Here is a 17360-nt window from a genome sequence, read left to right on the forward strand (position 1 = left end):
GCTTTTTTTAAAAGGCTCTATTATTTTTTCATTGGGCAAAAACCACAAGCCATTAAACCAGGGATATCTTTAGAAAAACAGCATGATTTTCTTACAGGAACGTTGACTAAATTAGTCGGGCTAAGACCACCTGTATATTGTGCCCACCAAGATTTATTGGAGAAGCGTGCCCATGTTTTTGGGTCCTCTAAAGCCTCAACATCCTCCATGGCTTGATCGGCTAAGCCAGGATTAGATAATAATATATGATAATGCCATAGCAAATAGCCGAAGAAATTTTCCCAAATGGTAAGGGGGGAGATGGAGGTTACTTTACGAAGCTGTTGGACAATGACATGGCCATCGTAAAGAATTTTCTCAATAACAGCTTGGCGTTCATCTTCATCAACGTAGCGCCAATCATTTGGATTGGCAAACATGGCAACAGTAAAGCTATTAAATTCCTTTGCAGCATCAAAACGCAATTCAAGTGGCTTACCATCCCATACTTCGTCATAAGCGGCAAGCATATAAAATTGCATAGCAAAAAACATCCCATAACGGCGTGCAAAGTGAGAAATAGCTGCTGTTTCTGTTGCTGCATCTGTTATACCCATCATAAGGTTTAAAAAATCAGGATGGTAAAAGTCTTTATGTATATCAGCTAAAGTAAATAAAGTCCGCTTAGGTTCAGTTGTATAAATACTGTACGAGTTTAATTGTTGAACTTGATCCATTGTTAAAGCTGGCATAGTTATCCTCTTTTCCTTTGAACATCTGTTAACTTCATTATAAAGTAATCATTTTTGCTTCACAAATGGAATATCATGTAGTAAAATACATTAAACATATCAGAAAGGTGGGTTTTAGGGTGTCGCAACTTCTTACAATTCCAAGACCACTTGTTAGACTGAACCAGTGGACTATTCTTCTGAGTGTCATTTTATCATGGTTAACAGGAATTACCTGGATATTAGTAATTCCACTAGCTGCAAATTTACTAGGTATTTTATGCAACTTTAACCCGATACTTCGTGTAGGGAAGCTCTTTTTAACAAAGGCTCCATCTACATATATACCAGAGGATGCTCAGCAGCAAAAATTTAATTCAAGTATTGCTAGCCTTTGTTTAGCAGCTGGTTTATTAGGTTATCTGTTACATTGGCAGGTTGTTGGTCATATCTTTACTGGCCTGGTTGCAATTGCATCGGCCATCGCAATAGCAGGCTTTTGTATAGGCTGTTTTTTACATTTTCAGTTGAAGCAATGGCAGTACCGACGCTCATTAAAAAAATCTTTTTGAAAAAGTAAAAAAATTATAAGATTATGATTGACATTTTAATTGATAATGATTATCATTATCGTATAAAGATTATTCCTCGTCTACAATACAGTGTAGAGAGGATGAACTTTAGCTACTTTTCTCCAGAAGTTTGCTAGTTCATGATTACGCTCCTAAAACCCCCCTCATTTTTTGGGAACGTGAAAATCTCAGACGACTTATTCTAAATTTAGAATAGAGTCGTCTTTTTTTTGTAAAAAAACAGCCCATAAAATGGACTGTTAAGAAGTTGGGTTTTGTTGCACAGCATTCTTTTTCCCGATAATCATTGTATAGTAACTATGTAATAGCATACCAACAATGATAACTCCGAGACCTGCAAGTGCAATAGGGCTAGGGAAGGCAATTCCTAATAGTAATACCTCACCTATAATAACGAAAAGAATTTCTGTTGATTGAGTTGCTTCCACAGCAGCTAGCTTGCCTTGATGGTCTCTTACGCGATCTGTTGCTATGAAAAATAAAACTGTTGCTATAACGCCTGAGCTAATTCCAATAAGCAATGATTGAAACATTTGACTTGCTGAGGGAAGTCCTACTGTAAGAACGGCATAAATAGCTATGATGATCCATGCTGGCATTGAAGCAATGGTCATTCCTAACACCCGCTGAAAAGTATCGATTCGGCCCCCACAAACTTCCATCATTTTACGATTGCCGAGAGGATAAGCAAAAGCTGCAACGATGACAGGTAAAATACCAAGCATTAAACTTCTAAACGATACTGATTGTGCATGAGGTATTTGTATAAGCAAAATACCTACTAAAATGACGCATGAAATAAGCAAGGATATGAAAGGTATTTTTTGTCGCACTGTTTTACCAGCAATGATCGATACAAAAAGAGGAGCTAATAATACACCAGCAACGATTGTAAACTGCCATGTACCTGAAACCAACCAACCTGGACCAAAAGCAGCAGCAAATGTTAATGGCGCGTAAAATAAAACAAATCCAACAAAGCTCCAAAGTAGCCATGCTATAGGCTGTGCTTTTATTTCACCAGAAAGCTGTGAAAAGCCCTTACGATAAAAGACAATGATAAGCAAGAAAGGGAGCATAAAAAAATAGCGTAATGATGCACTCCATAGCCAACTACCACCTTGCATTTCCATTGCGTGATTTAAAATAAATGTCACGGCAAAGAAAAGGGAAGCTAAAATACCTAATGCAATTTCTTTCATAAACATCACCTCAATTTGAGTTTATAACCTCAAACCCTTTATGTAATTTGAAAATTCAGTAATTATGGCTGAAAAAATTACGAAGAGAGGAAAAACCCCTCTTCGTAGCTATGAAAATTTTTCATGATTCCTTAGGTAAATGCGTATAGAAATAAGCTCACTCAAAATTAAAACTATTATTTTGCTTGCTGTTCAAAAAGCTGAACGATTTCTATGATAACTTGAGTTGCTTTTTCCATTGTTTCAGCGGATACATATTCGAATTTGCCATGCATGTTTTCGCCACCAGCGAAAATATTTGGTGTCGGTAGGCCCATATAAGATAATTGTGAGCCATCTGTACCGCCACGAATTGGCAGGGTATTCGGTGTAATATCTAATTTTTCCATTGCAGTACGTGCAATGTCAACAATTTCTTTTACAGGCTCAATTTTTTCACCCATATTGTAGTATTGATCTTCAATGGTAATACTCAGTGCATGCTCACCAAATTGTGCTTGAATTTTAGCTGCAGCATCACGCATTAATTGTTTTTTCTCTTCAAACTTTTGGCGATCATGGTCACGCACGATATAAGATAGCTCAGTATGCTCAAGAGCCCCTTTAAAGCTCATTAAATGAATGAAACCTTCATAACCTTCTGTCTTTTCAGGAACTGCGTCAGCAGGCATTTCATTTTGGAAGGCAATAGCCATTGTAATAGCATTCACCATTTTATTTTTTGCTGAACCAGGATGGACGCTAGTGCCTTTTGTAATTACTTTTACGCCAGCGGCATTGAAGCTCTCGAATTGTAGTTCGCCAAGTGGTCCACCATCCATAGTATAGGCATAGTCTGCACCGAAAGCGGCGACATCAAATTTATGTGGTCCACGACCGATTTCTTCATCTGGCGTGAAGGCTAGACGGATTTTACCATGCTTAATAGTAGGATTTTTAATGAGGTACTCCATTGCCGTCATAATTTCAGCAATCCCTGCCTTATCATCAGCGCCTAATAAAGTAGTACCATCTGTTGTAATAAGTGTTTGGCCTACATAGTTTTTAAGCTCTGGGAAGTCAGTCGGAGACATAACTAAGTTTTCGTTTAACTGAATATCTCCACCATCATAATTATCTACACGCTGTGGCTTCACATTTGTGCCTGTATAGTCAGTAGCTGTATCAACATGGGCTAAAAAGCCGATAGTTGGTACTTCTTTTTCTGTATTAGCTTCTAATGAGGCAAATAAATAGCCATTTTCATCTAATGTAATGTCTGTTAAACCAATTTCGGCAAGTTCGTCTTTTAAAACATGTAATAAGTCAAATTGCTTTTGTGTAGAAGGAGTTGTTTCGCTTGTGAAGTCTGATTGTGTATCAATTTTTGCATAGCGTATTAATCGCTCAATTACTTGTTCTTTCATAAGTATGGCCTCCTAATGTATATATGTTAAAATTCTTTGTGCTTTTACAAAGCCGATTCCAGGCGCAATTATGTCTTGGCATAATCGATATTATTGTAACACTTTACTTCGGATTTCGGAATATTGAAGGATACTTAAAGCAATAAGTAATTGGGCGCTATAATAAGTCAGCATGATAATTTCATGAGAAAATGCTAGTGGCATGACAAATTTGTTAATAGCTAAATAAGAATCAGATGCAATAAATAATATTGCACCACTTGTTGCCAGAGTAGATCCAGTTTTAATAGCTGTCCATCCCATTGTGAGTATCACAGAAATGTAGGCGATTACTGCAATACCAAGTATGGTTTCACCTGTTTTAAAGACAGATCCCGCAATCCATATAGCCATACTTGCTCCATAGAGTAATAATAGTATTTTAGCCCAAGTTGGTACATGCCGCTCATTTGCAGTAGTGAAAGCAAAAATATAAAATATATGCCCGATAAGAAAGCTAGTTAGACCGATTAAAAACCACTGCAATGTATAGTCTCCAATCATGCAGAATACAAGCCCAGCAATAATCAAAAATTGGTATTTTTTAATATGTAATGGCTTCTGAATCGCAGCTAAAATAATGATGAGCAACATAGGAATCACTTTAAAGATGAGTTTTAAACTTTCAGCAATATGGGAAAAGAGAAAAATATAATAAAGACCCAATAAAATAATGACACTGATTAATAATTTTTTTAACAAATTTTTCAGCTCCTTTCCTTTTGAAATTCAATATTTATGGTAGAATTCCTTTCTGTACAACGTATGTATGAAACTTTTTTAGTATGTAACCGTAAAGTAAGTAGTGAGAAAGAAGAAGAGAGGATGAACCAAATGACTAAGCTACTGATAGCTTCAGCAGTCATTGCATTGATCGCAAGTGTGCTAGTGACACCGCTTATTACGAAGAAGCGAGAAGATGGACAATCGAAAAAGGTAATAGGATACTTTTTTATTGGAGTCTTTGTACTAGGGTTTTTAGCCACAGGGATTACGTTATATGTAACAAAAATTGATGTAAATTGGCTTGTTTTTTGGCCTGCTATTATTTTATTAACGTTAGTGGGTGCTCTGCTAGCAAGTGGTATCGAAAGGAAAATAAAAGGTGTTTTATTTTTAGCAAGTCTAGGTGTAGCTGTGTATGTTTTATCAGCACCTTTATGGAATGCTAATGAAAAATTTCAGTCATCCGAAATGAAGGAAGAAGTTGAAATAAAACCATTCGATGAGACACAAACACCTGCAAGTGTACCACCGAAATTTGCTCGCAATAAAATGAAAAAGGCTTTCGGTCAAGTGCCAAATACGAGCTACTATGAATTAGGACGCTTACAAATTCAAAAAGTGAAGGGCGAATATGTTTATATCGCACCAGTTGAATTTTCTGGATTCTTTAAATGGATGAACGGTGGTACAACACCTGGTTACTTCATAATGAGTGCTACAGATTCTGCGGATAATCCTAAATTTATAAAAGAGGAAATGAAATATGTACCTTCCGCATATTTAAATGCTAATTTAGAACGTCATATTCGTTTACAACACCCATTCCTTATTTTTTATGGTGACGTACAGCTGGAAGTAGATGATGAAGGAAAGCCATACTATATTCGCTCATATGGGGAATTTATTTCTGCGCGTAATGGCTTTGATGTAAAAGGAATTGTCTTGGTTGATGCGCTGACGGGGAAATCAGAGGTCATTAAACTGGATCAAATACCTGAATTTATTGATGGTGCTGTATCACCAGAGACAGTAAGTTTACAAAACAGTTATTTCGGTAATTATGTACATGGTTTTTGGAATAGTATGTTTGGTAAAAAGGATGTAAAGATTCCTTCTGATGAAGGAACAGAATCGAATGTTAGCCCGATTTTCGATGAGAAGGGTGATATGTATTACTTTACAGATTTTACAAGTCCTAAAGAAGGTGTAGATTCAATGTTAGGCTATTCACTAACAAACGCACGAACAGGGGATGCAACATACTATACAGGGAATCAAGACTCAAGTTATATGGATTCACAAGGTAATTTACAAATAATAGAGAAGAAATTTATTGAGAAAAAGTGGAATGGCGAAATGCCAGTGTTGTATAACTTTTATGGAGAAGCGAGCTGGCTGACAGCGGTGCTAGATTCCAATGGTTTCTTACAAAACTATTTTATTGTTTCTGCAGCCAATCCTGAAATTTCCGTTTACGCTACTACTCCTAAGGAGGCATTGAAATTATATAAAACAGCCTTAAGTCGAGGAGGAAATACTGTAGATGGTAGCTCAAGTGCTGAGGAAAAACAAATAAGTGGTAAGGTATTACGTGTTTATAAAGAACGTCTAGGCGATTTTACAACTGTATCTTTCTTATTAAACAATGGTGAAAATTATTTAGTGAGTGCCGAAACAGAACCTTTAGCAATTTATTTACAGGAGGGTGATGAGGTAATACTCACTTATGGAGATACAGGAGAGCAGTTCCTACCAGTTCGCTCTCTTATAATTAGAGGACTACAATAAAAGAACAAAAGACGATCTTTTTATTACGAAGATCGTCTTTTTTATGTAGCTTGCCCTTGAACATAGGTAAGCATCTTTTCTCTATGGTTCATAAATAGTCTTTTTGCATGATCATTTAGTGTAAAGATTTCTTGTATATACCCCTGTAACAATTTATCTTCATATTCAAAAGCATGGCTTTGAGTGTTTTCTAAAATATAGGATAATAAAAGAGCATGCAAGACAACTACTTCTAAATTCTGTGTATTCGTAACGAATTTTAAATTGAGTATAGTAGTGTGAGAAACGAACTGATTGACATAATCAATGGGTTTTTTATATACATTCAAATCAATATGTGGCTCGAGTCTTTTTCTTAATTGGGTGCATTCATTATTTAAGTCTTCAATTTTTAAGAATAAACCTCTTACACTTCTCTTATGCTGTTGTTCTAAGGTGCGAGCAAGATGTTTATTGATATTGGACATTGATTCTATAACTCCTTTCTTTAATAGGTATCATTTATTAATATGAATGGAATAGCTGGAAAAGGAAAGAGTCTTTTCGTTTAATTTAAGGTTAGATTTATAGAAGTAATTGTGGCAATATCCCTAGATTGAATATATATAGGTAATATTTTTATGTAAAAAATGGAATTATTATCATACGATAGTAACTCCATTTTCATTAATTTATTTCCAATTAAACCCTTTAGTTGCTAAAAACTCTTTGATATGCGGACGTCGTTGTTCAATTAAAAAATCAGCCATCTGTTTTGTCCAGTTATCAATTTTTCTGTTAGACGAACGGCTGTTATAATATATTTCCATTTCCTCGTTGTAGGCTGGTAAAAGTTCTTCATATTTTTCAACATTGTATTCATTTTCATGTAATACAGCAGATACAGGTAAACGAGGTTTTACCTCATTGCGACGTGCAGGAACGCCGATTGTTAGCCCGAATAATGGGAAAACATGGTCAGGCAGATTAAATAATTCACTGATTTCAGAAGGTTTATTGCGTACACCTCCAATATAGCAAATGCCATAACCCATTGACTCTGCGGCAATAACAAAATTCTGTGCAAACAATGATACATCTGCTACCCCGACAAGGACATTTTCAGCTGAATCAGCTACAATATCCACTCCTTCTAGTTTCCCAGCCATTTGAAGTCGCTTGAAATCTACGCAAAAAACAAATGCCCCACCTGAAGTTTCATATTGACGTGGATTACCAGAGAGTAAGCCTAATTTTTCCTTTTTATCTGCATCTGTTACCCATATTACACTATAGGCTTGCACAAAATGTGATGTTGCAGCCATTTGTGCTGTTCCAATTAAATCTTCAATGATTTCTTTTGAAATCGGTTCTCCATCATAGATGCGTACCGAGGAATGGCTACGTAATAGTTCTTTAACCATTAAAAACTCTCTCCTTTGTGTCTGTTCTATACCTTGAGCATAGCACGCTTTTCTAGCAAAATCGAATAATGAGGAACAAAAAGTTATTTATAAATAATTTATAAATGACGAAATTATCTCGTAAAGTAAAATATTTCATTTGATATAGATTAAATATTCTAAATAGTATAAAATTATAGAAGCGACTGTTTATTTGGTTGTGCTACCAAAAAATTACATGATCTTTATTCACAAATGTTTAGACAGCATTAGCTATTAGGTAATGAAATCCTCCTGGAATAAAGATACATTCTCTGACGGATGTCACAGATTTACTGGAACCAAATATGCAAGTTGAACAAAAATAAAGTGGAATGGAGGAATAGGGAATGGAAGAAAAGTTAGCGAAAAAGCTTCGTCATGAACAATTACGAAGCAAGGTTGTAACAGCAGAAGAAGCAGCTTCTTGGATTAAGGATGGCATGGTATTAGGGATGAGTGGATTCACACGTGCTGGTGATGTAAAGGTTGTACCTCTTGCACTTGTAGAGAAAGCAAAAAAAGAGGATTTTCAAGTAGATGTCTTTACGGGTGCATCACTTGGACCTGAGGTAGACCAATATTTAGCAGAAGCAGGGGTCATACGTAAGCGCGGTCCTTTCCAAGCAGATGCTGGCATTCGTAATAAAATCAATAGCGGTGATATCACATTTGTCGATGCCCATCTTTCCCATAATGCTGAGCTTGTTCGTCAAGGCATTATTGGACCAATTGATTTTGCGATCATTGAAGCGGCTGCTATTACAGAAGAAGGCTTATTAATTCCTACAACTTCAGTTGGTAACTCTCCCATTTTTGTGCAAGAAGCAGACCAAGTCATCATTGAATTAAACGTAGCACAGCTTGATGCATTAGAAGGTATACATGATATTTATGTACCTGCACAACAAGGAAAACGTGATCCAATTCCTTTACAGAATGTCTCTGATCGTCTTGGTATAATTGGAATTCCACTAGATTTAGATAAAGTAAAAGGCATCGTCATTTCGGATATATTAGATGCGCCATCAACGATTGTCCCTGCAGATGAAGAGACAGATGTTATGGCTAATCACTTATTAAATTTCCTACGTGAAGAGATTAAAGTAGGTCGCTTAACAACAAGTTTGCGTCCGATTCAATCTGGGGTAGGTTCAGTAGCAAATGCTGTATTGCTAGGCTTTAAAGACTCTGAGTTTGAGAACTTAGAAGTTTATTCAGAAGTTCTCCAAGATGCAGTATTTGAATTAATGGATGCAGGGAAAGTGAATTTTGCATCTGCTACTTCTATTACCCTTTCTGAGCAAGTAGGAAACCGTGTTTATGGGAATTTTGAAAAATATGCTGATAAATTAGTGTTGCGCCCTCAAGAAATTTCAAATCAGCCTGAAATTATTCGTCGACTCGGATTAATTTCAGTGAATACGGCATTGGAATTAGATATTTACGGCAATGTGAATTCCACACATGTTTCTGGTACAAAGATGATGAATGGTATCGGAGGGTCTGGTGACTTTGCTCGTAATGCACGTTTAGGAATTTTTGTAACAAAGTCTTATGCTAAGGGTGGAGATATTTCGAGTATTGTCCCAATGGTCTCACATGTGGATCATACGGAGCATGATGTTGATGTCATTGTAACTGAACAGGGCGTAGCAGATTTACGAGGACTTGCTCCAAAAGAACGAGTGGGACTTATCATTGATAATTGTGCACATCCTGATTATAGGGAGCAGCTGTGGCAGTACTTTAATGATGCCAATGAGGCAACGGGTGGACATCACACACCACATGACCTAGAAAAAGCACTATCATGGCACGTTAACTATGCGAAAAACGGTACGATGAAGGACCCTGCTTTTACGAAACAATAGTCTTATCTTAAAAGCCTTGAAGGACAGATAGTCTGTTTCTTCAAGGCTTTTACGTTTTAATTTAATGAAAGTTCTATAATAATCCAATCCATTTCCAATAAGTTGCAGAGAACAAAAGTACGAGAAGGAAACCGATAATGGTTAAGGGAATTCCAGATTTCAAGAAATCCTTTGTTGTAAAGGAGCCTGTACCATAGGCAAGCATGTTTTGTGGTGCACTAATTGGTAACAGGAAGCCAAAGCTTATGACGAATTGTTGCACAATAACAAAACCAACTTGATCAACATTAGCCGTTAATGTGGAGGCTAAAACGATAAACACAGGTATAAGTGCTGAGGCTAAGCTAGTTGCGCTTGCAAAACCTAAATGAATCAAAATGTTAAATAAAGTTACGAGTGCGATGGTTGCTAGTAAAGGCATAGTATCTAGCCCAAGTGAACCAAAAACTTTATCTGATAACCATGCAGCACCTTGCGTATTTAGTAAAATGGTTCCTAACATAATGCCTACCGCAAAGACGATAATTGTCCCCCATGGAATATGAGGCTCAACTTCCTTCCATGAATACACACCGATTTTAGGCATTAATAGAATCGCGATAGCAATAATTGTGACTGTTGTCGTATCAAATGGATGTAGCTTCCCTTCAGTTGCCCAGAAAAATAGTAAAACTACGGATGTAATGATTAAACGAATTTCAGGAGCCTTTAATGGGCCAAGCTCTGCAAGCTGTTTTTTGATGACCTCTTTACCACCTTCGATATTGCTAGTCTCAGGTTTAATTAAAGCAATCATAATGAAAAATAAAAAGATCGACATAATAATTGAGAAGGGGGCTGCATAAAGTAGCCAAGCACCCCATGAAATATCCACATTAAATTGCTCTTGGATAAAGTTTAAAGCCACCATATTTTGAGCTGCTGCAGTTTTAATACCAATATTCCAAATGGAAACGGCTTGTACCGAAGTAATAACTAATAAGGCAGCAAGCCGACTATCACGTGGTAAACCAAATGCTGCCACCATTCCAAGCAATATCGGTACTACCGCGCCAGCTCGTGCTGTAGCAGAAGGTACAAAAAATGCGAGGACGATAGACACTAAAATAGCGCCAAATACGATAGCTTTTGTTTTCGTTCCTACCAGTGAAAGAATCCAAAGTGCAAGTCGTTTATGTAGATTAGTAATTTGCATTGCTGCCGCTAGAAAAAGAGCTGCTGCTACTAAAGCAACGGCAGAATTACTAAAGCCACTTAAAGATAATTTTAATGCGCTAGCTGTTCCTAGCTCTGTAGTTGGATTATCCATTGACGGAGCGAGTCCTAGTAAAACAGTTACTAGTGCAATGATCATGGCCGAGCTCACAGGATATGAAACGGCCTCTGTAACCCAAAGGATGACTGCAAAAGCTAAAATGGCTAAAGCTCGTTGCCCAGCTATAGGTAAATCACCATTGTTAGGTAAGAAGGTAATAATGATTAGTAACGCGAATGCCAAGCCAATCCATAGTGGCTTTAAATTAAGTTTTGTAGCTGCTTGCTTTGGTGAAGACATATTTTCTCATCCTTTCTACGATAAAAATGACGATTATTATCCATAACATCGGCCTGTATAATGTTTTATTGAGATAAGAATATGTCTATTTTATTGTAGAAAAAAATCTATGTGAAAATGGTGTTTTTTACAGCAATATGAGTAGATAAAGAGAAAAAATACGGTCACAAAAAATACAAAAATATCCATTAAATATTATTTCTTTTTCTTAAAGGCAGATGTTACTTTAGGCTCTGTTCCATTGACTAATCGTTTAATATTTTCGAGGTGTAGGATGATGGCTATGCCAAAAAGAAGAAGAGCTATAATGGTTGGGCCAATGCCAGGAATCCATAAATAAGTTGCTGTACAAAACACGAGATAAAATTCTAGAACACCTACAATTAAATAATTTGTTGCAAAGGATAAAATAACAAATAAAATAAGTGCAAATAAACCAATCTTCCAATCAACAGCAAGTAAAATACCAATGATGGAGGCCGTTCCTTTCCCGCCGTTGAAGCCCATGTAGAAGGGGAAATTATGACCTAAAATAACCCCAGCAGCCATAATATAAGTAAGCAGCCAAATTTGTTCTTCTGTTAAATGAATGGCGTCCGCTAGATAAAAATGTGCACCTATAATAGCGACAACGCCTTTGCCTATATCGATGAGGGCTACTAAAACGCCATACTTCCAGCCAAGGGAAAGAGTAGCATTAGAGGCACCAGCATTACCGTGGCCAGCCTTTTTTAAATCAACCCCCGATAAAAATTGAGCCACTTTAGAGCCGTGAATACAGCCTATTATATAGCCAATCATAAGAAAAATGATCACGGCCTTTACCATAAAAATACTCCTCTCAAAATTTTTTCTAAAATAGTGTATGCGTTCATATTACGTATAAGAGCAGACAGAAGTTTCGGAAAAAATAAAATTTACATGTTGACAGAAAAAAACTCTATGTTTATACTGTGTAACAACGATGGAAATTGAATCTCATACTCTTATCAAGAGCGGCGGAGGGATAGGCCCTATGATGCCCGGCAACCAGTAAGCAATGAGCTTACTAAGGTGCTAATTCCTACAGATTCTTACTTGGATCTGGCAGATAAGGGGAGGAAAACTTGCAACCGCAACCCTCTTCTTAGCTGAAGAGGGTTTTTGTTTTCTACAGAAAATCCTCCTCATCTCCGGTACCATCGTAAAAAAATAACCATTTGGAGGTACACAATGACAAATTTTAAACCAGAAACATTGCTGTTGCATGGTGGTCAAGAGCCAGACCCAGTGACGGGATCTCGCACAGTTCCAGTCTATCGCTCAACTGCTTTCGTATTTAAAGACACTGCTCATGCGCAACGTCTTTTTGCCTTAGAGGAAGCAGGGAACATTTACACACGAATTACCAATCCAACAGTTGATGTGTTTGAAAAACGTGTGGCTTTATTGGAAGGTGGAACAGCAGCAGTAGCACTTTCATCTGGTGCAGCAGCTATCGCATTTTCCATTTTAAATCTAGCTGGAGCTGGTGATGAGATAGTAGCAGCTAGTTCTTTATATGGTGGTACGTATAATTTATTCGCTAACACATTACCAAACTATGGTATTAAAACAATTTTTGTAGATGAAACAAACCCAGAGAATTTCAAAGCAGCGATTACTGATAAAACAAAAGCTGTTTTTGCAGAGGTTTATGGTAATCCAAGTTTAAAGGTTTTAGATATTGAGGCAGTAGCTAAAATTGCACATGATAATGGTCTACCATTAATTATTGACAGCACGTTCGCTTCTCCTTACGGTTCTACACCTATTGAATACGGCGCAGATGTTGTAGTTCATTCAGCAACTAAATGGATAGGAGGTCATGGTACAACTTTAGGGGGCGTTGTTGTAGACGCTGGTAAGTTTGATTGGACTAGCGGTCGATTCCCTGGTTTTACTGAACCAGATGCCTCTTACCATGGTCTACGTTATGGAATTGATACAGCTTCTGCTGCCTTTGCTACAAAGCTACGTGTACAATTATTACGTGATTTTGGTCCAACATTAAGTGCTGATGCTGCTTTTAATTTATTGCAAGGGTTAGAAACGCTTCATCTGCGTATCCCTAAACACAACGAAAATGCATTGGCAGTGGCTGAGTATTTACAAAACCACCCATTTGTGGAGTATGTAAATTATAATGGCCTAGAAGATTTTCCGACACATGAGTTAGCAAAAAAATATTTAAGAAATGGCTTCGGTTCAGTGCTTACATTTGGCATAAAGGGTGGACGAGAAGCTGGGCGAAAGCTTATTGATAGCGTGAAATTATTTTCACATGTAGCAAATGTAGGTGATGCAAAGTCATTAATTATTCATCCAGCTTCCACTACTCATCAGCAACTATCAGCAGACGAATTAGTTCAAGCTGGTGTAACCGAGTCGCTCATTCGCTTATCCATCGGTTTAGAGGCAGTAGAGGATATTATTGCTGATTTAGATCAAGCCATTACACAGGCTACAACAACTGAACAAACAGTAGAAGCTTAAAGTTTAAAGAAAATGGTAAGATGTTGTGACGTTAACGTATTTTCTCATTCGATTAGCCTCATTTGGTAATGCGTTAAACGTTGCTACATCAATCTATTACTGCATCCGTTAATTATCAGAACCTTATAAAAAATAATACCAAGTAATTTTATATGTATTATTGACTTTGTTAAATCCATGTTATATACTAGGAAATAAGTTAACAGTACGAAAATTTTTTTTAAAAGGTAAATGTTTCATAAGTGCTCCCCCACTTTTGAATATATAGAAGAGTAGTTGCCTAGCCAGTGACTACTCTTCCCAAAAACTGATGATAAAGGAGTGTTTAAAATGGGTAACATCTATAGTGCGCAAAACATTGTATCCTATCTAATATATGAGCTAAATGAAGGGCATGTATTTGTCAACAATAAATCCATTCAACACCTTCTTACATCAGTCGAAAGAAAATGGCAGGAAGTATTTGGTCATACAGCATTTCAAGAACATGTTTTTACTGAAAAGGACTTTACTGTAAAGGAAGTATTTGAGGCATATGAACAGTACGGTGTGAGCCATATCTCACTTCCTGCGACAGAGTTTTACTTGAAGTATGGTACATTTCAATTAGTGGAACGTACGTATGCAATACCAAATTTTACAGAAGAAGAGATTAGTCTTGTTCAACAAGCTTTAGCACAATATCGTTATCAATTGCTTTCAAAAGCAAGTTAAAACCCCCTCATATTTTTAAGCTCATTCTCTGCTGCTACAGGGAATGAGTTTTTTCTTTAAAGGGATTGTTATGAGTGTCTGAGCATACATATATATAATAGAAGAAAGACATTCATATATTGAAATGTAAATAGTCAATATTTGTTCAAATCTTATAGATTGATTAATAAAACGTATAATAAAGGGAATGAAACCGATTTCTTTTGCACATCTAGAGAAAACAAATGTCCTTCCTAGAAAGATTTTTCTTGTGCAAAGCGTGTATTTGCGTTACAATTTTCTTTAAGTTAAATTTTGAATTATTTGAATTTGTATGTGTCCTAACACATATAGAAATAGCGAAACTCATACAAAGAGAGTTGTTGGCTAAAGACTGCGGTGGGTGTCAAATTGTCATGACACAACCCCATGGAAAATTAGCTTTAATGAAACTGCGGAATGTAAGTTGGAGGGAATAACAAGAATGGCAACTATAAAGGCAGCGATTTTAGGATTTGGAACGGTAGGTCAGGGGATTTACCATATTTTAAATGAAAAACGAGAAGAGCTAAAAAATAAATTAGGTATTGAATTAGAGGTAGCGAAGATTTTAGTGACAGATGCTAGTCGTGAACGTGTCCCAGGCACAGCACATTTAATGACAACAAGTATGGATGAAGTCTTAGCAGAGCCAGGTATGCAGGTAGTGTTTGAAGCAATTGTGAACGAAGAACCTGCATACAGTTATTTAAAGCGAGCGGTGGAACATAAATGTCATGTTATTACTGCCAATAAAGTGATGTTTGCCAAACGAGGCTTGGAGTTGCAGGATCTTGCAAAAGCTAATGGCGTTTTTGTAGGCTATGAGGCTACTACCGCTGGTGGCGTACCTGTTATAAAAACAATGAAAAATATCTTACTTGTAAATGATGTAAGTCGTATACAAGGTGTCTTAAATGGCACATGTAATTATATTTTAACAAAAATGCGTGCACAGGGCTGGTCGTTCGAAACAGCTTTAAAAGAGGCACAAGGCTTAGGTTATGCCGAAGCAGATCCATATAATGATATATCTGGGCAGGATGCATTTAAAAAATTAATGATATTAAGTGCCTTAGCTTTTGGTGAGCAGCCTGACTGGTCAGATGTAGAGGTAATTGGGATCGATAGTATCTCTGCTGAACAGGTTCATGAAGCATGTGAAAAGGGTCTTCGTTACCGCCATGTTGCTGAGGTGGAAAAACTAGCTGACGGTAAGATTATTGCAAAAGTAGGTCCTCAACTAGTTGATAAAGAGCATCCACTTTATCCAGTCGATGATGTGTTCAATGCGGTGGCATTAGAGACTAACTATATTGGTACATTAACATTAATCGGTCCTGGAGCAGGGATGTATCCAACAGCGAGTGTCATGGTAGAAGATTATGCTGAAATCATTGGGAAAAGAGCAGGATTTGTTGTGACAATCTAATAAAAGCTTTAAAAAAGGCCCGCCATTCAACAATGTTCAATTGTATGAATGGTGGGCTTTTAGTCTTCATCTTTGACGTCTATGTCCTCTGGAATAGGAGTAGCACGCCAAATTTCAATTTCCTCTTTTATACGTTCCAATTGTTTAAAATAAGTGCTGAATTGTCCACTATTGATTAAAATTTGTTGGCCATCGTAAACAGAACGGATGCGTCCTTCGTAAATTAGACGCATTACTTGATCCTCAGGCATACCAAGATCAATAGCTGTCTCTTCAATTGATTTGTACATACGATTCGCTCCTTTTACTGTTTTTATTATAACGTCCATTCATGAGAAAACATACTATTGGAATTAAAAGAAAAGTAAAAATGATAATTGTTTGATTTTGGATAAATATGTATGATTAGTATGGAGAAAGATGTGAAGCGGGGATGAGCTGAAAAATGTTAAATTCATTGTTTGTATTACTAGCAGCTATTCTATGGGGAATGACAGGTACTGCCCAGACATATTTGGATGAAGGGGTATCTCCAATAGCTGTAGCCACGATTCGTTCAGCAATTGGTGGCAGTTTATTATTAGCTATTACGATTATAATGAGGAAAATTAATTTTTTAAGATGGTCATGGAAATGGACAATTTTAGCTGCGGCTAGTATTGCGTTTTTCCAAGGTCTTTTCTTCTCATCCATTCGTCTAACAGGTATAGCCATTGGAACTGTTGCTACTATTGGTAGTGCACCAGTGTTTTCTGGTGTATTAGAGTGGCTAGTATGGAAAACACGTCCCACAGCAGTATGGGGACTTGCTACATTGATGGCCATTATCGGATGTCTTTTATTGTTTATGAATAATGGAGAGGAGTCTGTTCACGTTGGCGGATTCACATTAGCGCTTTGTGCAGGTTTGTCCTTTGCATTTTACACAAACATAAGTAAAAAATTAATGGCACAAGAAGAAGCATTACCCGCAGTTGCTATGACATTCTCCATTTGCGCTTTGTTTTTACTGCCGTTTTCTATACAAGATGGATTTTCCTGGTTAGTAGATGTGCACAACTTATGGACAATGTTATTTATGGGGATTATGTGTACAAGCGTAGCGTATTTCCTGTTTTTAAGTGGACTACAAAAAATTAGTTCATCCTCAGCTGTAACACTTTCATTAGCAGAACCATTGACTGCTGCAATTCTTGGTGTGTTTTTAATTGGAGAACACTTAAGTATAGTTTCCTGGCTTGGAGTAGCGATGCTTTTAGGTGGCATTGTTGTTTTAACATTGGGTGGGAGAAAAAAGCTAAAACCTTAAGAAATTCTTCATTTTTATAATAGCTGGTTTTTAAGATTTAAAAGATACACTTATATTTG

The 17360-nt window shown here is 36.8% G+C and carries 16 protein-coding genes and 1 riboswitch; of the genes, 7 read left to right on the forward strand and 9 right to left on the reverse strand.

From position 1 onward, the window contains the following. Window positions 1-20: 20 nt before the first annotated feature. Window positions 21-731, reverse strand: a complete 711-nt coding sequence (locus tag C7B89_RS18610) for a Fe-S oxidoreductase (protein WP_103117361.1) — start codon at window positions 729-731, stop codon at window positions 21-23. Window positions 732-850: 119 nt separating this feature from the next. Here C7B89_RS18610 and C7B89_RS18615 point away from each other — a divergent pair, with 119 nt between their 5' ends. Further along, the gene (locus tag C7B89_RS18615) at window positions 851-1282 is read left to right on the forward strand and encodes a DUF4395 domain-containing protein (RefSeq protein WP_103117362.1); all 432 of its coding nucleotides are present in this window, start codon (window positions 851-853) and stop codon (window positions 1280-1282) included. Between the two features lie 260 nt (window positions 1283-1542). Here the strand turns inward: C7B89_RS18615 and C7B89_RS18620 are convergent, their stop codons facing one another. The 3 genes from C7B89_RS18620 to C7B89_RS18630 all read right to left on the reverse strand — a co-directional run bounded on the left by C7B89_RS18620 (window position 1543) and on the right by C7B89_RS18630 (window position 4652). Then, the gene (locus C7B89_RS18620) at window positions 1543-2505 is read right to left on the reverse strand and encodes a DMT family transporter (protein WP_115674294.1); all 963 of its coding nucleotides are present in this window, start codon (window positions 2503-2505) and stop codon (window positions 1543-1545) included. Between the two features lie 176 nt (window positions 2506-2681). Next, window positions 2682-3911, reverse strand: coding sequence for a peptidase T (pepT, locus tag C7B89_RS18625; protein ID WP_115674295.1), 1230 nt, complete (start codon window positions 3909-3911; stop codon window positions 2682-2684). A 90-nt stretch (window positions 3912-4001) separates the two neighbouring features. Then, window positions 4002-4652 (reverse strand): lysoplasmalogenase, encoded by a 651-nt coding sequence (locus C7B89_RS18630; protein WP_115674296.1) that lies wholly within the window; start codon window positions 4650-4652, stop codon window positions 4002-4004. Window positions 4653-4784: 132 nt separating this feature from the next. Here C7B89_RS18630 and C7B89_RS18635 point away from each other — a divergent pair, with 132 nt between their 5' ends. Continuing rightward, window positions 4785-6464 carry a tripartite tricarboxylate transporter TctB family protein gene (locus C7B89_RS18635; RefSeq protein ID WP_115674323.1) on the forward strand — a complete coding sequence of 560 codons (1680 nt, stop codon included), beginning with the start codon at window positions 4785-4787 and terminating at the stop codon, window positions 6462-6464. Window positions 6465-6505: 41 nt separating this feature from the next. Here C7B89_RS18635 and C7B89_RS18640 read toward each other — a convergent pair whose 3' ends face one another. Beyond that, the gene (locus C7B89_RS18640; RefSeq protein WP_054549068.1) at window positions 6506-6931 is read right to left on the reverse strand and encodes a hypothetical protein; all 426 of its coding nucleotides are present in this window, start codon (window positions 6929-6931) and stop codon (window positions 6506-6508) included. A 204-nt stretch (window positions 6932-7135) separates the two neighbouring features. Then, window positions 7136-7867: a class II chromate reductase ChrR gene (chrR, locus tag C7B89_RS18645; RefSeq protein ID WP_048393273.1), complete on the reverse strand. Its 732-nt coding sequence runs from the start codon at window positions 7865-7867 to the stop codon at window positions 7136-7138. 368 nt (window positions 7868-8235) lie between these two features. Between chrR and C7B89_RS18650 the strand changes: the two genes are divergently transcribed. Next, entirely contained in the window at window positions 8236-9759 is a 1524-nt protein-coding gene (locus C7B89_RS18650; protein ID WP_048393275.1) for a succinate CoA transferase, read from the forward strand. Between the two features lie 73 nt (window positions 9760-9832). On the opposite strand, the gene C7B89_RS18655 is transcribed toward C7B89_RS18650, so the two are convergent. Together C7B89_RS18655 and C7B89_RS18660 are read right to left on the reverse strand one after the other, a co-directional pair. Next, on the reverse strand, window positions 9833-11314 hold the full coding sequence (locus C7B89_RS18655) for a DASS family sodium-coupled anion symporter (RefSeq protein WP_048393276.1): 1482 nt from the start codon (window positions 11312-11314) through the stop codon (window positions 9833-9835). 195 nt (window positions 11315-11509) lie between these two features. Further along, entirely contained in the window at window positions 11510-12142 is a 633-nt protein-coding gene (locus C7B89_RS18660; protein WP_048393278.1) for a glycerol-3-phosphate acyltransferase, read from the reverse strand. A 155-nt stretch (window positions 12143-12297) separates the two neighbouring features. After that, a riboswitch (SAM riboswitch) is annotated at window positions 12298-12411 on the forward strand. Window positions 12412-12526: 115 nt separating this feature from the next. Here C7B89_RS18660 and C7B89_RS18665 point away from each other — a divergent pair. The 3 genes from C7B89_RS18665 (at window position 12527) to C7B89_RS18675 (ending at window position 15992) form a co-directional block, all read left to right on the forward strand. Beyond that, entirely contained in the window at window positions 12527-13828 is a 1302-nt protein-coding gene (locus C7B89_RS18665) for an O-acetylhomoserine aminocarboxypropyltransferase/cysteine synthase family protein (RefSeq protein WP_048393279.1), read from the forward strand. 330 nt (window positions 13829-14158) lie between these two features. Beyond that, window positions 14159-14542 (forward strand): hypothetical protein, encoded by a 384-nt coding sequence (locus C7B89_RS18670; RefSeq protein ID WP_048393282.1) that lies wholly within the window; start codon window positions 14159-14161, stop codon window positions 14540-14542. A gap of 463 nt (window positions 14543-15005) precedes the next feature. Further along, window positions 15006-15992, forward strand: coding sequence for a homoserine dehydrogenase (locus C7B89_RS18675; RefSeq protein WP_066038433.1), 987 nt, complete (start codon window positions 15006-15008; stop codon window positions 15990-15992). 59 nt (window positions 15993-16051) lie between these two features. Here C7B89_RS18675 and C7B89_RS18680 read toward each other — a convergent pair whose 3' ends face one another. Then, complete coding sequence (locus C7B89_RS18680) at window positions 16052-16282, reverse strand: MerR family transcriptional regulator (protein WP_004229745.1); 231 nt, start codon at window positions 16280-16282, stop codon at window positions 16052-16054. Between the two features lie 155 nt (window positions 16283-16437). On the opposite strand from C7B89_RS18680, the gene C7B89_RS18685 reads away from it, so the two are divergent. After that, window positions 16438-17301, forward strand: a complete 864-nt coding sequence (locus C7B89_RS18685) for a DMT family transporter (RefSeq protein ID WP_066038434.1) — start codon at window positions 16438-16440, stop codon at window positions 17299-17301. Window positions 17302-17360: the final 59 nt, after the last annotated feature.

Origin of the sequence: Lysinibacillus capsici, assembly GCF_003367505.1 — a bacterium.
GTDB classification, from domain to species: domain Bacteria; phylum Bacillota; class Bacilli; order Bacillales_A; family Planococcaceae; genus Lysinibacillus; species Lysinibacillus capsici.

What these genes read in the sequence shown, in the direction of transcription:
- C7B89_RS18610 (WP_103117361.1), bottom strand. Translation starts at nt 731, where the DNA reads ATGCCAGCTTTAACAATGGATCAAGTTCAACAATTAAACTCGTACAGT.
- C7B89_RS18620 (WP_115674294.1), bottom strand. Translation starts at nt 2,505, where the DNA reads ATGAAAGAAATTGCATTAGGTATTTTAGCTTCCCTTTTCTTTGCCGTG.
- pepT (WP_115674295.1), bottom strand. Translation starts at nt 3,911, where the DNA reads ATGAAAGAACAAGTAATTGAGCGATTAATACGCTATGCAAAAATTGAT.
- C7B89_RS18635 (WP_115674323.1), top strand. Translation starts at nt 4,785, where the DNA reads ATGACTAAGCTACTGATAGCTTCAGCAGTCATTGCATTGATCGCAAGT.
- C7B89_RS18640 (WP_054549068.1), bottom strand. Translation starts at nt 6,931, where the DNA reads ATGTCCAATATCAATAAACATCTTGCTCGCACCTTAGAACAACAGCAT.
- chrR (WP_048393273.1), bottom strand. Translation starts at nt 7,867, where the DNA reads ATGGTTAAAGAACTATTACGTAGCCATTCCTCGGTACGCATCTATGAT.
- C7B89_RS18650 (WP_048393275.1), top strand. Translation starts at nt 8,236, where the DNA reads ATGGAAGAAAAGTTAGCGAAAAAGCTTCGTCATGAACAATTACGAAGC.
- C7B89_RS18655 (WP_048393276.1), bottom strand. Translation starts at nt 11,314, where the DNA reads ATGTCTTCACCAAAGCAAGCAGCTACAAAACTTAATTTAAAGCCACTA.
- C7B89_RS18660 (WP_048393278.1), bottom strand. Translation starts at nt 12,142, where the DNA reads ATGGTAAAGGCCGTGATCATTTTTCTTATGATTGGCTATATAATAGGC.
- C7B89_RS18665 (WP_048393279.1), top strand. Translation starts at nt 12,527, where the DNA reads ATGACAAATTTTAAACCAGAAACATTGCTGTTGCATGGTGGTCAAGAG.
- C7B89_RS18670 (WP_048393282.1), top strand. Translation starts at nt 14,159, where the DNA reads ATGGGTAACATCTATAGTGCGCAAAACATTGTATCCTATCTAATATAT.
- C7B89_RS18675 (WP_066038433.1), top strand. Translation starts at nt 15,006, where the DNA reads ATGGCAACTATAAAGGCAGCGATTTTAGGATTTGGAACGGTAGGTCAG.
- C7B89_RS18680 (WP_004229745.1), bottom strand. Translation starts at nt 16,282, where the DNA reads ATGTACAAATCAATTGAAGAGACAGCTATTGATCTTGGTATGCCTGAG.
- C7B89_RS18685 (WP_066038434.1), top strand. Translation starts at nt 16,438, where the DNA reads ATGTTAAATTCATTGTTTGTATTACTAGCAGCTATTCTATGGGGAATG.